This window comes from Pseudaquabacterium terrae (assembly GCF_013266755.1).
In the GTDB taxonomy this organism is placed as follows: Bacteria; Pseudomonadota; Gammaproteobacteria; order Burkholderiales; family Burkholderiaceae_C; genus Pseudaquabacterium; species Pseudaquabacterium terrae.
Genome location: NZ_JABRWJ010000003.1, coordinates 205,878 through 218,448, shown reverse-complemented (window position 1 = coordinate 218,448; position 12,571 = coordinate 205,878). Strand labels below are relative to the sequence as shown.

Below are 12,571 nucleotides of genomic sequence, written 5' to 3'. Positions count from 1 at the left end.
TCAGTCCTCCTCGGCGACGCCGTGTTCCTGGTCGAGCCGGTTCATGTAGTTGGCGTAGTACCAGATGATGAGCACGTAGACGATCAGCGCACCCTGGGCCGCGACCCAGAAGCTGAACGGCCAGCCGAAGAAGGTGAAGTTGAGTTCGCGCGCATAGAACCCGACGACGTATGTCACCACGAACCAGATGGCCATCAGGATCGAGGTGATCCGCAGGTTCTTCCGCCAGTAGTGGTGGTGCCTTTCGCTCAATCGTTCCATCGACTGTCTCCATCGTTCGACCGGGATCGGCCCGGATCCGTGCTTGCCGCCTGGCGCGGTTCTTGTCGAGACGGAATCACGATGCGAGTCCGGTTTCGCGCTCCAGCTGCGCGGCGACCTGGGGCTCGAAACCCTTGAGATGCCGGATCACCCGACGCGCGGCGTCGGGCTCGTGGCGATCGATGTAGACCCGTGCCAGGTGGTACCAGCCGTAGGGACTCATCGGCTGCAGTTCGGTATTGCGAACCAGCGCGGCCTCGGCGTCTTCGTAGCGCCGCAGGCGGATCAGCGTCACGCCCAGGCCGTACCAGGCCCGGTCGAGCTTGGGGTCGAGCTCGACCGCGCGGCGGAACGCTTCCTCCGCATCCGCAAGCCGGCCGCGCTGTTCGAGCAGGAACGCGTAGTTGAACCAGTGGGCGGCACTGGCGCCGGGATGCGCGGCCACGAGCGCGGCGGCGTCGTGCAGGGCCTCGTCCACGGCGCCGCGCAGCGCGCGCGCATGGGCGCGGCTGGCCAGCGCGTAGGCGTCCTGCGGCCAGCGCAGCAGCATGCGATCGAAGACCCGCTCCGCCGCGGCGGAACGGCCCAGTACCAGCAGGCCGATCGCCTGCAGCTTCAGCCAGCGGTGGGCGAGCGGCATGCGGCTCACCGGCACATCTCCACGCCGATGCGCAGGCACAGGCTGATGCGCTCGAAGGTCACGATCGCGTAGACGATCACGAGCAGGAAGAAGGTGACGATCGGCACCTGGTGATCGCCCACCCGCGAGGGCGTGAGGCGGCGCACGACCAGCGTGAACGGCTTCGACAGCAGCTTCAGCAGCTGGTAGAAGAAGTTGCTGTCGCGCCGCGCGCCGGCGAGAACGAACAGCAACCCCTGCCCGAGCAGCGCCAGCAGCGGGATGTACAGCGTCAGCTGAACGAACGTGAGGAAGGTCAGCATCGCCACCCCTCTTGTCGTGTCTCCGTGCGCGCAGAGTCTCGTTCCCGCTGCCTTACGCAGTTCTGACAAACGGCCGCTGCTTCGCGCTTGTCCCGATCGGGCAAACCCTTGCCGTGGTGCGATGATCTTGGCCCGACGTCGTTGGCAGCCGTCGGCTGGAGAGTTCCGATGAGCACCGCACACGCCATCGCGCGCCTCGGATTTCAGAAGTGGTACGAGCGCGAACTGCTGCGCAGCCACGCCAACCTGGTGTTGCTGCTGTTGGCCACGCTCGGTCTGTTGGGGGCGGCCGAGCTGTATCAGGCGTCATTGCCGTTGCTGCAGCAGCTCGAGCTGCTGGGCGTCGGCGCCGCCAGCGCGGCGATCGGGCTGGTGGCGCTGCGCCGCTATCTGTACCGGCTCAACCATGCCGAGTACGTCGCGGACCAGGCGGTCTGCAAGGGCTGCGACACCTACGCCAAGCTGGAAGTGCTCGACGGCACGGCCGCTTCCAGCGTGCTGCACGTGCGCTGCCGGCGCTGCGATCACCGCTGGACGCTGCAGCTGTAAGCCGCCATCTGGCACGCGAGTTGCCTTCGTGCCAGCGAACCCGCCGGTAGGGGCCGATCCTGCCCAAACTTACCGACGTCGACGAAGGAGACTGCCGTGGCTGAACATCAACCGGTGCGACTGGGCGGATCGGTGCTGAGCCGTTCATGCCACGTGTGCGCCTTCTTCCATTCCAAGGAAGAGGAATACCGCGTGCTGATGCCGTTCATCAAGGACGGTTTCGAGCAGGGCGATCGCGCCTTCCACGTCGTCGACCCGAAACACCGGACCGAGCACCTGCGGCGCCTGCAGGACGAAGGCATCGACGTCGCCGATGCGCAGCGCCGCGGCCAGCTCGAGGTCCGCCGTTGGGAAGAGGCCTACATCAAGGACGCGTACTTCGATCAGTACCGCATGATCGACACGATCAAGGACGCGCTCGACCCGGCCAAGAAGCCGCCGGGCAAGCTGACCCGGCTGGTGGCCAACATGGAATGGGCATTGGAAGACTTGCCCGGCGTGCACGACATCGTCGAATACGAAACGCGGCTGAACCACGTCCTGCCCGAGTACCACGATCCGGTCGTCTGCACCTACGACCTGTCGCGCTTCGATGCCAGCGTGGTCATCGACATCCTGCGCACGCACCCGATGGTCATCGTCGGCGGCATCCTGCAGGAGAACCCGTTCTACGTTCCGCCGGACGAGATGCTCAAGGAGCTGCAGGAGCGAGCCGCCGAAAAAGCCCTGGAATGAGCGTGTCAGCGCCCGACGTCAGGCACGCGATCGAAGAGAACCGGCGCCTTCGGCGCACGATGCGCGACCTGGTCGCGCTGTCGACGCTGCCCGCCGTGTGGAGCGGACTGGATCGGGACGACATCGCGCGCAGCCTGAGCGGCGTGCTGCTCGATACCTTGTCGCTCGATGTCGTGTACCTGCGCTTGGCCGGCCGCACGGGCAAAGGCGCGGTCGACATCGTGCGCTGCGGCCGGCGCCACGACACCGACTACGAAACCACCGCCAAGGCAGCGCTGGCAGCGCTGCTGAACGCGCCGCGCGGCGAGTTGCCCAAGACCATCCCCGATCCCTGCGGCGCCGGCACGCTGCAGCTCGCCGTGGTGCGTTTCGGCGTCGGCGCCGATCCCGGCGCGCTGGTCGCGGGCTCGCGCAAGCCCGACTTCCCGACCGAGCAGGACCGCCTGCTGCTGGGCGTGGGTGCCAACCAGATGGCGATCGTCGTGCAGCGGCGCCAGGCCGAGGAGGAGTTGCAGCGGCACCGCAATGCGCGCCTCGCGCTGACCCAGGAATTGAACCAGGCCGTGACCGTCGAAGAGGCGGCCACCGGGGTGCTTCGCGCGGTCTGCGAGCACCTGGCCTGGGACGCCGGCTTCTTCTGGATCATCGATGACGACGGCGATCGGCTGGCGTGCCGGGCGCACTGGCATCGGCCGGACAGGCCGCCGAAGCAGTTCGTCGCGGCGAGTTGCGAAGCGTCGTTTCGAAGCGGCGAAGGCCTGCCGGGACGGGTCTGGGCCAGCGGCACGCCGGCCTGGATCGCGGACCTGTCACAGGACGGCAACTTCATGCGCCTGGCCGCGGCCGCGGAGGATGGATTGCGCTGCGCGTTCGCCTGCCCGGTCATCCTCGGCGACAGAACGATCGGCGTGATCGAGTTCTTCACGCACCAGGTGCGTGAGCTCGATGCCGACCTGCTGGAGATGGTCGGCACCGCCGGCGGCAACGTCGGCCAGTTCATCGAGCGCAAGGCGGCCGAGGACGAGCTGAGGCGAAGCGAACAGGAACTGGCGGAGTTCTTCGAGAACGCCACCATCGGGCTGCACTGGGTCGATTCCGACGGAAAGATCCTGAAGGCCAACCACGCCGAGTTGCAGATGCTCGGCTACACCCGCGCCGAGTACCTGGGGCGGCACATTGCCGAGTTCCATGCCGATCCGGATGTCATTGGCGCGATCCTCGACAAATTGAATGCCGGCGAGCGGCTGATCGAATATCCGGCGCGGCTGCGCTGCAAGGACGGGTCGATCAAGCACGTGCTGATCGATTCGAGCGTGTTGTGGAACGACGGCCGCTTCGTCCACACGCGCTGTTTCACGCGGGACATCACGGAGCGCACCCGTGTCGAGCGGGCACTGGCGGACGCCCGGTCGCGCCTGGAGGCCGCGCTCGAGGCGGGTGCGATCGCGACCTGGAACTGGGATATTCCGGGCAATCTGCTGTTCGGCGACGGCACCTTCGATCAGCTCTTCAACCTGCCGCCGTCCGAAGGCCAGGGCGGCGTGCTGGACAAGTACCTCGGTGCCATCCATCCCGACGACGTGCCCCGCGTCACCGCGGCGCTGGAGCGGGCGGTGCACAGCGGCGAACCCTACGAGGCCGACTACCGGATCGTGCAGCCCGATGGGTCGGCGCGCTGGGTGACCGCCCGCGGCCGCACCGAGCGCGACGCCGCGGGCCGGCCGATCCGCATGCCGGGCGTGTTGGTGGACATCACCGCGCGCAAGCGGCTCGAGGAGGCCCTGCTGGATGCCGACCGCCGCAAGGACGAGTTCCTGGCCATCCTTGCGCACGAGCTGCGCAATCCGCTGGCCCCGATTCGCAATTCGCTGGAGATCCTGAAGCTGCCGCGCATCGATGCGTCGGCGGTCGAGGAATCGCGGGCCATGATCGAGCGTCAGGTCCACCACCTGGTGCGGCTCGTCGACGACCTGCTGGATGTGTCGCGCGTGATGCGCGGCAAGATCGAATTGCGCAAGGAGCCGCTGGAGATCGCCGCCGTGGTCGCGCGTGCCGTGGAGACGGTGCAACCGCTGATCGACATGCAAAGGCACCGGCTCGAACTGTCGATACCGGACGAATCGCTGCTCGTCGATGCCGACCCGGTGCGGCTGGCGCAGGTGGTGGGCAATCTGCTGACCAACTCCGCCAAGTACACGGAGTCCCACGGCCACATCTGGGTGTCGGCGGTGCGCGAACAGGGCGTGGTTGCATTGAGCGTGCGCGATGACGGCATCGGCATGGCCGCGGAGATGCTGCCGCGCGTCTTCGAATTGTTCGTGCAGGTGGACCACGCCTCGACCCGCGCGCAAGGCGGGCTCGGCATCGGGCTGACGTTGTCGCAGAACCTGGTGCGGCTGCATGGGGGAACCATCGAGGCGCGCAGCGCAGGGCTGGGTCAGGGCAGTGAATTCATCGTCAGGTTGCCGCTGATGGCGCCAGCGCACGGCGAGCCGGTCGAGGGCCTGAGCGACGAACGGGCGCTGGAAGCGGCTGCATCCGGCCACCGGCTGCTCGTCGTCGACGACAACAGCGACGCCGCGACGAGCCTGGCGATGCTGCTGCGCATGCACGGGCATGAGGTGCGGATCGCGCAGGACGGGCCTTCCGCGCTGGCCATGGCCACGGCCTTCGTGCCCGACATGGTGTTCCTGGATCTCGGCATGCCGGGCATGGATGGTTATGAAGTCGCGCGCCGATTGCGTTCACAGCCGGCGCTGGAACAGGTCGTGCTGACGGCGCTGACCGGTTGGGGCCAGCAGGAAGATCGCCGTCGCACCGCCGAGGCGGGGTTCGACCACCACCTCGTCAAGCCGCTCGAGCTGAAGGCGCTGGAGACGCTGCTGAAGGCTTTGTAGCCGAAGCTGCGCCGGCTCAGCGTCTTCGCTGCCAGGCCGCGCCGCGCATCAGCAGCGCCGCGCAGGCCACGGCGCCCCAGCACGCGCCCGCCAGGAAGGCCACTGAACTGCCCCAGTGCATCCACAACCAGCCGCCGAGCGCGCCGCTGGCGAGCTGGAAGACGCCGGTCACGAAGTGGAACAGGCCGAAGGCCGTGGCGCGGATGTCGGCCGGCGCGAACTCGGCCACCGCCGCCGACAGGCCGCCTTGCGACAAGCCCATGTGCAGCCCCCACAGCGCGACGCCGCACCACAGGCCCGCCGCGCCCGGCCACATCGCCAGCGCCAGCTCGGCGGCGACCAGCGCCAGCAGCGATGCACCGAGCAGTGTCCACCGCCCGAAGCGGGCCGCGAGCAGGCCCGCGGGATACGAGGACATCGAATAGACCACGCTCATGACCACCATGACGAGCGGAATCCAGACCACGCCGAACTGCAGCTCCTGCGCGCGCAGCACCAGGAAGGCTTCCGACAGGCGCGCCAGCGAGAACACGGCCGTCAGCGCGATCAGCCACCAGAAGGCGCGCGGCAGCCGGGAAATCGCGGCCAGCTGCAGCGCCGCCGTGCGCTTGACCGGCGCCGCGGCGGGCGGCTCCTGCACGCCGAAGGCGAGCAGGGCCAGCGCGATGAAGGCCGGCACGCTCGCGATCCACAGCACCTGGCGCAGATCGCCGTTCCACAGCCACAGGAACAGCATCGCCAGCAGCGGACCGGCAAAGGCGCCGACGGTGTCGAGCGACTGGCGCAGGCCGTAGGCCGCGTCGCGCAGGTGCGGCGGCGTGACGTCCGCGACCATGGCATCGCGTGGCGCGCCGCGGATGCCCTTGCCGACGCGGTCGATCACGCGCGCCGCGACGACGCCGACGGCCGTGTCGGCCAGCGGAAACATCGGCTTCGTCAGGGCCGCCAGGCCGTAGCCCAGCAGGGCCAGCGGCTTGCGCCGGGCGAAGCGGTCGGACACGAAGCCCGACACCACCTTCAGCATCGACGCCGTGGCTTCGGCGAAGCCTTCGATCAGGCCGACGGCCAGCACCGACAGCCCCATCACGGTCGTGATGTACAGCGGCAGCACGGCATGGATCAGCTCGGACGACATGTCCATGAACAGGCTCACGGCACCCAGCACCCACACCGTGCGCGGAATGCGCGCAGCGCGGCTGGAAGCGGCGGTGTCCGGGAGGGTCATGAACGCGGTGCGTCGGCCGCCGGCATGGTACTCAGCCTGGCCGCTCAGCCGTCCTGCAAGGCGGCAGCGATCTGCCGGATCACCGCCGGAGCCGACGCCGCATCGAGCCAGCGCAGCACCACCACCGCATCGAGCACCGGATCGACCCACACCGTGTGCCCGCCGGCGCCGAGCATCATCATCGCCCGCTCCGACGCACCGGGAAAGTTGCGGCCGCCGCGGTTCAGCCACACCAGCCGGCCGTAGAACGGCGCCACCGGCGAAGGCTCGGCCATCGCGTCGATCCAGCTGGCGCGGATCGGCCCGCTGCGCCGGCCACGCTGCAGCTCGAGCATGCACTGGCCGATGCGGGCCTGGTCGCGCGCGCTGATCGAGACGCCGCCGCCCCAGTGCGAGCCGCCGGGCACCGACTGCACGCGGCCGACGCCAGGCAGGTCGATCCATGCGTCGTCATAACCGCGCCATGCGAAGCCCGCGCCGCCACCGGCCGCGTGCAGCATCTGGTCGAGGAACACCGCGGGCAACGGCGCGCGGAACAGGTGCAGCAGCGCCAGCGCCAGCTGGTTGATGCGCACGTCGTTGTATTCCCAGTAGCTGCCGGGCGATTGCAGCGGCCGCGCGCCGCCCTTCGGGCCGCCGGCCGCGCGCGGGTCCTGCGCCACCTTGCGCCAGCGATCCACCGTGTCGGGCAGGCCGAAGCAGCTGCCTTCCCATTCGCTGGTCTGCGTCAGCAGCTGGGCCCAGGTGACGGCGCGGTTGTGCGCGCTGTCGTCGAAGCCGATGCCGGGCAGTTGCCGGTGCACCGGCCGGTCCAGATCGGGCAGCAGGCCCTGCGCCTCGGCCACGCCGGCCAAGAGCGCGAGGTAGGTCTTGGCGACGCTGAAGGTCAGGTCGGCGCGCTCGGGCTCGCCCCAGGCGAAGCGCTCGCGGCCGTGCTGCCAGACCACGCCGGACTGCGGTCCGCGCGCGTGCACCGGGCCGAACAGCCGGTTGTACGGCGGCGGGTCGTCGTGGTGCACGCCCCACGGTTGCTGGCCGGGCGCCGGCGCGGCGGCGGGGTCGCGCGGCCAGGGCGTTTCGTGCGCCTGGGCCAGCGCGGCGGCGGCTTCGAGCTTCTGGTGCATCGTCATCGCAGGGCAGGGCGGCGGAGCCCCGCACTGTATCGGGCAGCGGGCCCGGCACAATGCCGGTCCGTTCGAATCCCCCTGCCAGCATGGGCCGCCGCGCCATTCCCTTCCTCTTCGTGCTGTTGTGGTCCACCGGCTTCATCGGCGCGCGGCTCGGCCTGCCGCACGCGCCGCCGCTGCTGTTCCTGGTGCTGCGCTATTTGGCTGTTATCGCGCTGATGACGATGGTGGCCCTGGTCATGCGTGCGCCATGGCCGCGCGGTGTGCGTGCCTGGGCCAGCATCGGCATCGCCGGCCTGCTGGTGCACGGGCTGTACCTGGGCGGCGTCTTCATCGCCATCAGCCAGGGCTTGCCCGCGGGCGTCACCAGCCTCGTCGTCGGGCTGCAGCCGCTGCTCACCGCGATGGTGGCAGTCGGCTGGATGGGGGAACGGCTCGGTGGCCGGCGCTGGTTCGGCCTGGCGCTGGGCTTCGCCGGCGTGGCGCTGGTGGTGTCGCGGCAGCTGGACGCCGGCTTTGGCGCCGGCGGCCTGCCGGCGGCCGTGCTGGCGCTGCTGGCGATCACCGCCGGCACGCTGTGGCAGAAGCGCTGGTGCCCGTCGTTCGATTGGCGCACCGGCCTCGTGGTGCAGTTCATTCCGGCGACGCTGGCCACCGCGGTGGCCGCCGCGCTGACCGAGCCGCTGCAGCTGCGCTGGACGGGAGAGTTCGTCTTCGCGCTCGGCTGGCTGGTCTTCGTGCTGTCGCTCGGCGCGGTGAGCCTGCTCAACGCGTTGATCCGCGCCGGCAGTGCGGTCGACAGCGCGAGCCTGTTCTACCTCGTGCCACCCTCGACGGCGCTGTTCGCCTGGGGCCTGTTCGGCGAGCGGCTGACCGGTGCGGCGCTGCTGGGCATGGCGCTGACGGTGGCCGGCGTGTGGCTGGCAAGGCTGAAGTGACATGCGCAAGACCGGATCGGGCGGGCTCGTCTACTCCACCGAAGGCGGCCGCATGTGCCCCGCCTGCCGCAAGCCGATTGGCGACTGCGTCTGCAGCGCACAGGCTGCGGCGGTCCGGCGCGGTGACGGCATTGTCCGCGTCGGGCGCGAATCCAAGGGCCGCGGCGGCAAGACCGTCACCGTCGTTCGCGGCGTCGAAGGCGACGCCGCGGCGCTGGCGACCCTGGGCAAACAACTGCGCACCGCCTGCGGATCCGGCGGCACCGTGAAGGACGGCGTGATCGAGCTGCAGGGCGACCACTGCGATCGCGTGGTCGCTTTTCTGCAGCAGGCGGGGTGGGCGGTGAAGCGCTCGGGCGGCTGACCGACCTGCGCCGGTCGGGATCACAATGCGCTCCCTCGAGACTTCCGCAACGGGATCCGCCATGCACGATCAAGGCGCTCGCATTCGCGCCGGCTCGAGGGCACTTCGACGCCTGCTGGCGACGCTGCTCCTCGGTGGCGCTCTCGAAGCGGTGATCGCGGCACCGCGGGTGCCCGACGCCACAGCGCTGTTCGATTGGGCCGAAGAGGCCTACGCGGGTTACTTCCCTTCGCACCAGGCCAACCAGAGCTTGGCGCCTTACGTCTACCGCTGCTACCCGGAGACCGGCAACTGCGTCGGCGTCGCGGGCACCGGCGTGTGGATCCTCGGACCGATCGCGGGCAGTGCCACCGTTCCGGCTTACGTCGGTGAGCTGGCCGCCTTCGCGTGCCTGGTGTATCCGGCCTCGTGCACCACCGGCCCGCGCCGCACACCACGCATCGCCGGTGGCTACAACGCGCTGAGCAGCATGGCCATCAAGGCCGATGGCTCGATCTGGACCTGGGGCAGCAACTTGTCCGGGCAGTTCGGAGACGGCACGGCCAAGGGCGCGACGCAGTGGTTGCCGAAGCAGGTGATGGGACCCGGAACGGCGATCGGCGTGGTGCTGGGCGTCGGCCACAGCAGCGTGATCGGCAGCCAGGGCACGGTGCTCGCTGCCGGATCGAACTCGGGCGGGACGCTGGGCAACGGGAGCTTCCTCGGCGAGCAGCTGTCCTTCGGTCCCGTCACGGTGACCAGTGCCGCCGTGCACCTGTCGTCAGCCGATACGCGGCAGGCCGTCATTCGATCGGATGGCAGCGTCTGGCGCTGGGGCATGAGCGCCACGGGCATGCCGTCGGACGCGACCAACAAGGCCGTGCGAATGGGCAGCTTCAACGATGCGGTCGACGTCGCCCATACCCAGCAGGCGATCTTCATCGTCCGCGCCGATGGCAGTGTGTGGTTCTGGGGTTTGAACGAGTACGGCCTGGGCGCTGGCGCCGTGGCGGCGGGCGCGACCACCGGTGCGCAGCCGGTGCAGATCCCGGGGCTCGATGGCGTGATCGGGATCGCCGGCGGCGCCCAGCACGTACTGGCGCTCAAGCAGGACGGCACGGTGTGGAGCTGGGGGCGCAACAACGCCGGCCAATTGGGGCTGAGCACGGCGACCACGCAGTCGAGCGTGCCCGCCCCGGTGCCGGGTATTGCCGACGTCGTGGCCATGTCCGCAGGCGCCCTGCAATCGATCGTGGTCCATCGGGACGGCGGCGTGTCCGGCTGGGGTCACAACGCCGGCAAGCTCTGCCTGGGCACCGACACGGCCATCGAGCCGCCGACACGAGTGCCCGGTCTCGATGCCGTGACAGACGTGGCTGCGGTGAGCAGCCGCGGCACGCTGCTGGTTCGAACGGACGGCACGGTCTGGGCCTGCGGCGCGAACCAGCTTGGCGTGCTGGGACTCGGCGAGTTCGTCACGAAGGTGCTGGTGCCCACGCCGGTCCCGGGGCTCAACCTCCACTGATGCGAGTCGGCTTCGCCGTGCCCCGCGCGGGCACGGCGACGCCATGTCAGCCGCGCGACGGCTTGTCGCTGTCGCTGCCCTTCCCGCGGGAAGACTTCAGGTGCTGCTCGACCTTGTCGGCGCTGTCGCCGGCGGCCTTGACGGCCGCCTTGAGCTCTTCCTTCGTGACACCGAACTTCTTCGCCCAGTCTGCGAGCTCGTAGTCCTGGTTGACATTGATGCGCTTGCGATCCTGGCCGCCTGTCTTGTCCTTGTTGTCCGACATGAGATGTCTCCTGCAGTGGTGGCCCCGAATTCGCGGCAAACGGTGTTCCTGGAGCGCGCCCGGTTGACAACCGACCGACTGGACGGTTAGTCTCCGCCCCCATGGTGCCCCCAAGCTCACTTCGTTCGCAGCCCCCCAAGGGGGCGCTCAGGACCTTCGGAACGGCCGGGCGGTCCTGATGCCTCCCAGCCCGTTCGGCGGACCGCTGGTCCCGCCCGCCAGCCCCGATATCGGCGCGACGCGCCTCGATGCGCTGCTCGATGCGGCCGAAGCCGTCATCGTGCGCGACGGCATCGCCAGCCTGACGCTCGACGCGGTCGCGGCCGAAGCCAAGGTCAGCAAGGGCGGATTGCTGCACCACTTTCCGAACAAGGACCGGCTGGTCGAGGCGCTGGTGGTGCGCACCGCGGGCAACATCCGCGCCCACAACGCCGAGGCTTACGAGCAGGTGCCGGCCGGCCCGGGCCGCATGGCGCGCGGCTTGCTCGCGGCCAACCTGCGCGACATGCACGAGTGGTGCGTGAGCTGCCAGCGCGGCTCGGCCGCGACCTTCTCGGCGCTGGCGCACAACCCGCAGCTGCTCGAGCCGATGCGCGAGGCCTACGCCGAGCTGCACCGCCGCGTCGCCGACGACGAGCTGCCCGAGGGCATCGGTGACGTCGTCGTCGCCGCGGTCGATGGCCTGTGGCTGTACTGGGTGCTCGGCCTGGTGCCTGTCGACCAGGCGATGATCGTGCGCGTGCGCAAGGCGCTCGAGAAGATCCTCGACGATGCGAAGCCGGCACGCGGGCACGCCAACGCGTCACGCAAGCGCGGGGCCGCGGGCAAGCCCGGGACCTCGCCGGCCAAGCCCGGGGCAGCGCCAGCCAAGCCCGCCAGTGCCCGAAAAGCGCCCGCCGCAGCGCGACGTCGCTAACAGCACGCCGCCGCCCTGTAGTCCGTCGTCGCGTCGACTTGTAGGACGGCCCATTTGCGCCGGTTCCGGGAACCGCGATTGCCGCGTTGCGAGCCCCTACCCAAGGAGCTTGCAATGAATATCAAAACTGGGCTGACGAGCATCGCCGTGGTGATCAGCGCACTGGCGGCCGGATGCACGACTACTGCGAACGTGACCTCGGCACCGACCCCGAGCGCAGCCGTCGGCCTCTCGCCACTGAGTGCCGAACAGCGGCGCGACCTGGCCGAGGGCTACACCGACAGCCTGAACCGCCTGTACGCGACGGCGCCACGCAGCCGCGAGCTGGTGGACGGCGCCGTCGGCGTGCTGGTGTTCCCGCGCGCGATGTCGGCCGGCCTGGTGGTCGGCGGCGAGATCGGCAACGGCGAGCTGCGCGTCAAGGGTCGCCACGCCGGCTACTACCGCACGACCAGTGCCTCGGTCGGCTTGCAGGCCGGCGCGCAATCGAAGGCGCTGGTGTTCCTGTTCATGAGCGACGAATCGTTGCGCCGCTTCCAGGACAGCAAGGGCTGGTCGATCGGCGCCGACGCCTCGGTCGCGCTGCTGAAGATCGGCGCCAATGGCGAGATCGACATCAATTCCGCCCGCGCACCGATCGTCGCCTTCGCGATGACCAACATGGGCCTGATGGCGAACCTGTCGCTGGAAGGCACGAAGATCACGCGCATCGGCTGATCTTCGACGCGGCGGCCGCGAGCCCCGCGTCTTTCCTCCCGTGGCGCCGCGCTTCATCGCGCGGCGCCACTTTCGTCTTGACTTCCCGATCCGCGCCCCTCGGCGCTGCCCGCTTGTCAGCGGCTGGCAGC

The 12,571-nt window shown here is 69.6% G+C and carries 14 protein-coding genes; 8 read left to right on the top strand and 6 right to left on the bottom strand.

Annotated elements, in window-relative coordinates; all coding sequences use genetic code 11:
- The 3 genes from HLB44_RS10025 to HLB44_RS10015 all read right to left on the bottom strand — a co-directional run bounded on the left by HLB44_RS10025 (position 1) and on the right by HLB44_RS10015 (position 1,203).
- Positions 1 to 261 (bottom strand): DUF4212 domain-containing protein, encoded by a 261-nt coding sequence (locus tag HLB44_RS10025; RefSeq protein ID WP_173122442.1) that lies wholly within the window; start codon positions 259 to 261, stop codon positions 1 to 3.
- A 76-nt stretch (positions 262 to 337) separates the two neighbouring features.
- Positions 338 to 901 (bottom strand): tetratricopeptide repeat protein, encoded by a 564-nt coding sequence (locus HLB44_RS10020; RefSeq protein WP_173122441.1) that lies wholly within the window; start codon positions 899 to 901, stop codon positions 338 to 340.
- Between the two features lie 5 nt (positions 902 to 906).
- Complete coding sequence (locus HLB44_RS10015; RefSeq protein WP_173122440.1) at positions 907 to 1,203, bottom strand: hypothetical protein; 297 nt, start codon at positions 1,201 to 1,203, stop codon at positions 907 to 909.
- 168 nt (positions 1,204 to 1,371) lie between these two features.
- Between HLB44_RS10015 and HLB44_RS10010 the strand changes: the two genes are divergently transcribed.
- The 3 genes from HLB44_RS10010 to HLB44_RS10000 all read left to right on the top strand — a co-directional run bounded on the left by HLB44_RS10010 (position 1,372) and on the right by HLB44_RS10000 (position 5,384).
- Positions 1,372 to 1,752 (top strand): hypothetical protein, encoded by a 381-nt coding sequence (locus HLB44_RS10010; RefSeq protein WP_173122439.1) that lies wholly within the window; start codon positions 1,372 to 1,374, stop codon positions 1,750 to 1,752.
- A 96-nt stretch (positions 1,753 to 1,848) separates the two neighbouring features.
- Positions 1,849 to 2,487, top strand: coding sequence for an MEDS domain-containing protein (locus tag HLB44_RS10005; RefSeq protein WP_343051277.1), 639 nt, complete (start codon positions 1,849 to 1,851; stop codon positions 2,485 to 2,487).
- The gene (locus HLB44_RS10000) at positions 2,484 to 5,384 is read left to right on the top strand and encodes an ATP-binding protein (RefSeq protein WP_173122438.1); all 2,901 of its coding nucleotides are present in this window, start codon (positions 2,484 to 2,486) and stop codon (positions 5,382 to 5,384) included. The genes HLB44_RS10005 and HLB44_RS10000 overlap by 4 nt, the downstream gene beginning before the upstream one ends.
- A 16-nt stretch (positions 5,385 to 5,400) precedes the next feature.
- Here HLB44_RS10000 and HLB44_RS09995 read toward each other — a convergent pair whose 3' ends face one another.
- Both HLB44_RS09995 and HLB44_RS37140 read right to left on the bottom strand, forming a co-directional pair.
- On the bottom strand, positions 5,401 to 6,609 hold the full coding sequence (locus tag HLB44_RS09995; RefSeq protein WP_173122437.1) for an MFS transporter: 1,209 nt from the start codon (positions 6,607 to 6,609) through the stop codon (positions 5,401 to 5,403).
- A gap of 44 nt (positions 6,610 to 6,653) precedes the next feature.
- A complete protein-coding gene (locus tag HLB44_RS37140) occupies positions 6,654 to 7,733 on the bottom strand; it encodes a serine hydrolase domain-containing protein (protein ID WP_173122436.1) in 1,080 nt (359 codons plus the stop codon).
- 59 nt (positions 7,734 to 7,792) lie between these two features.
- On the opposite strand from HLB44_RS37140, the gene HLB44_RS09985 reads away from it, so the two are divergent.
- From HLB44_RS09985 to HLB44_RS09975, 3 genes are read left to right on the top strand one after another with little or no spacing between them, the layout of a single operon-like run.
- Positions 7,793 to 8,674 carry a DMT family transporter gene (locus tag HLB44_RS09985; RefSeq protein WP_173122435.1) on the top strand — a complete coding sequence of 294 codons (882 nt, stop codon included), beginning with the start codon at positions 7,793 to 7,795 and terminating at the stop codon, positions 8,672 to 8,674.
- A gap of 1 nt (position 8,675) precedes the next feature.
- Positions 8,676 to 9,038: a translation initiation factor Sui1 gene (locus tag HLB44_RS09980; RefSeq protein WP_173122434.1), complete on the top strand. Its 363-nt coding sequence runs from the start codon at positions 8,676 to 8,678 to the stop codon at positions 9,036 to 9,038.
- Positions 9,039 to 9,063: 25 nt separating this feature from the next.
- On the top strand, positions 9,064 to 10,542 hold the full coding sequence (locus tag HLB44_RS09975) for an RCC1 domain-containing protein (protein WP_173122433.1): 1,479 nt from the start codon (positions 9,064 to 9,066) through the stop codon (positions 10,540 to 10,542).
- 46 nt (positions 10,543 to 10,588) lie between these two features.
- Here HLB44_RS09975 and HLB44_RS09970 read toward each other — a convergent pair whose 3' ends face one another.
- Entirely contained in the window at positions 10,589 to 10,807 is a 219-nt protein-coding gene (locus HLB44_RS09970; RefSeq protein WP_173122432.1) for a DUF3606 domain-containing protein, read from the bottom strand.
- Between the two features lie 178 nt (positions 10,808 to 10,985).
- On the opposite strand from HLB44_RS09970, the gene HLB44_RS09965 reads away from it, so the two are divergent.
- Together HLB44_RS09965 and HLB44_RS09960 are read left to right on the top strand one after the other, a co-directional pair.
- Positions 10,986 to 11,723, top strand: a complete 738-nt coding sequence (locus HLB44_RS09965; protein WP_173122431.1) for a TetR/AcrR family transcriptional regulator — start codon at positions 10,986 to 10,988, stop codon at positions 11,721 to 11,723.
- A 114-nt stretch (positions 11,724 to 11,837) separates the two neighbouring features.
- Complete coding sequence (locus HLB44_RS09960; protein ID WP_173122430.1) at positions 11,838 to 12,440, top strand: BPSL1445 family SYLF domain-containing lipoprotein; 603 nt, start codon at positions 11,838 to 11,840, stop codon at positions 12,438 to 12,440.
- Positions 12,441 to 12,571: the final 131 nt, after the last annotated feature.

What these genes read in the sequence shown, in the direction of transcription:
- HLB44_RS10025 (WP_173122442.1), bottom strand. Translation starts at nt 261, where the DNA reads ATGGAACGATTGAGCGAAAGGCACCACCACTACTGGCGGAAGAACCTG.
- HLB44_RS10020 (WP_173122441.1), bottom strand. Translation starts at nt 901, where the DNA reads ATGCCGCTCGCCCACCGCTGGCTGAAGCTGCAGGCGATCGGCCTGCTG.
- HLB44_RS10015 (WP_173122440.1), bottom strand. Translation starts at nt 1,203, where the DNA reads ATGCTGACCTTCCTCACGTTCGTTCAGCTGACGCTGTACATCCCGCTG.
- HLB44_RS10010 (WP_173122439.1), top strand. Translation starts at nt 1,372, where the DNA reads ATGAGCACCGCACACGCCATCGCGCGCCTCGGATTTCAGAAGTGGTAC.
- HLB44_RS10000 (WP_173122438.1), top strand. Translation starts at nt 2,484, where the DNA reads ATGAGCGTGTCAGCGCCCGACGTCAGGCACGCGATCGAAGAGAACCGG.
- HLB44_RS09995 (WP_173122437.1), bottom strand. Translation starts at nt 6,609, where the DNA reads ATGACCCTCCCGGACACCGCCGCTTCCAGCCGCGCTGCGCGCATTCCG.
- HLB44_RS37140 (WP_173122436.1), bottom strand. Translation starts at nt 7,733, where the DNA reads ATGCACCAGAAGCTCGAAGCCGCCGCCGCGCTGGCCCAGGCGCACGAA.
- HLB44_RS09985 (WP_173122435.1), top strand. Translation starts at nt 7,793, where the DNA reads ATGCCGGTCCGTTCGAATCCCCCTGCCAGCATGGGCCGCCGCGCCATT.
- HLB44_RS09980 (WP_173122434.1), top strand. Translation starts at nt 8,676, where the DNA reads ATGCGCAAGACCGGATCGGGCGGGCTCGTCTACTCCACCGAAGGCGGC.
- HLB44_RS09975 (WP_173122433.1), top strand. Translation starts at nt 9,064, where the DNA reads ATGCGCTCCCTCGAGACTTCCGCAACGGGATCCGCCATGCACGATCAA.
- HLB44_RS09970 (WP_173122432.1), bottom strand. Translation starts at nt 10,807, where the DNA reads ATGTCGGACAACAAGGACAAGACAGGCGGCCAGGATCGCAAGCGCATC.
- HLB44_RS09965 (WP_173122431.1), top strand. Translation starts at nt 10,986, where the DNA reads ATGCCTCCCAGCCCGTTCGGCGGACCGCTGGTCCCGCCCGCCAGCCCC.
- HLB44_RS09960 (WP_173122430.1), top strand. Translation starts at nt 11,838, where the DNA reads ATGAATATCAAAACTGGGCTGACGAGCATCGCCGTGGTGATCAGCGCA.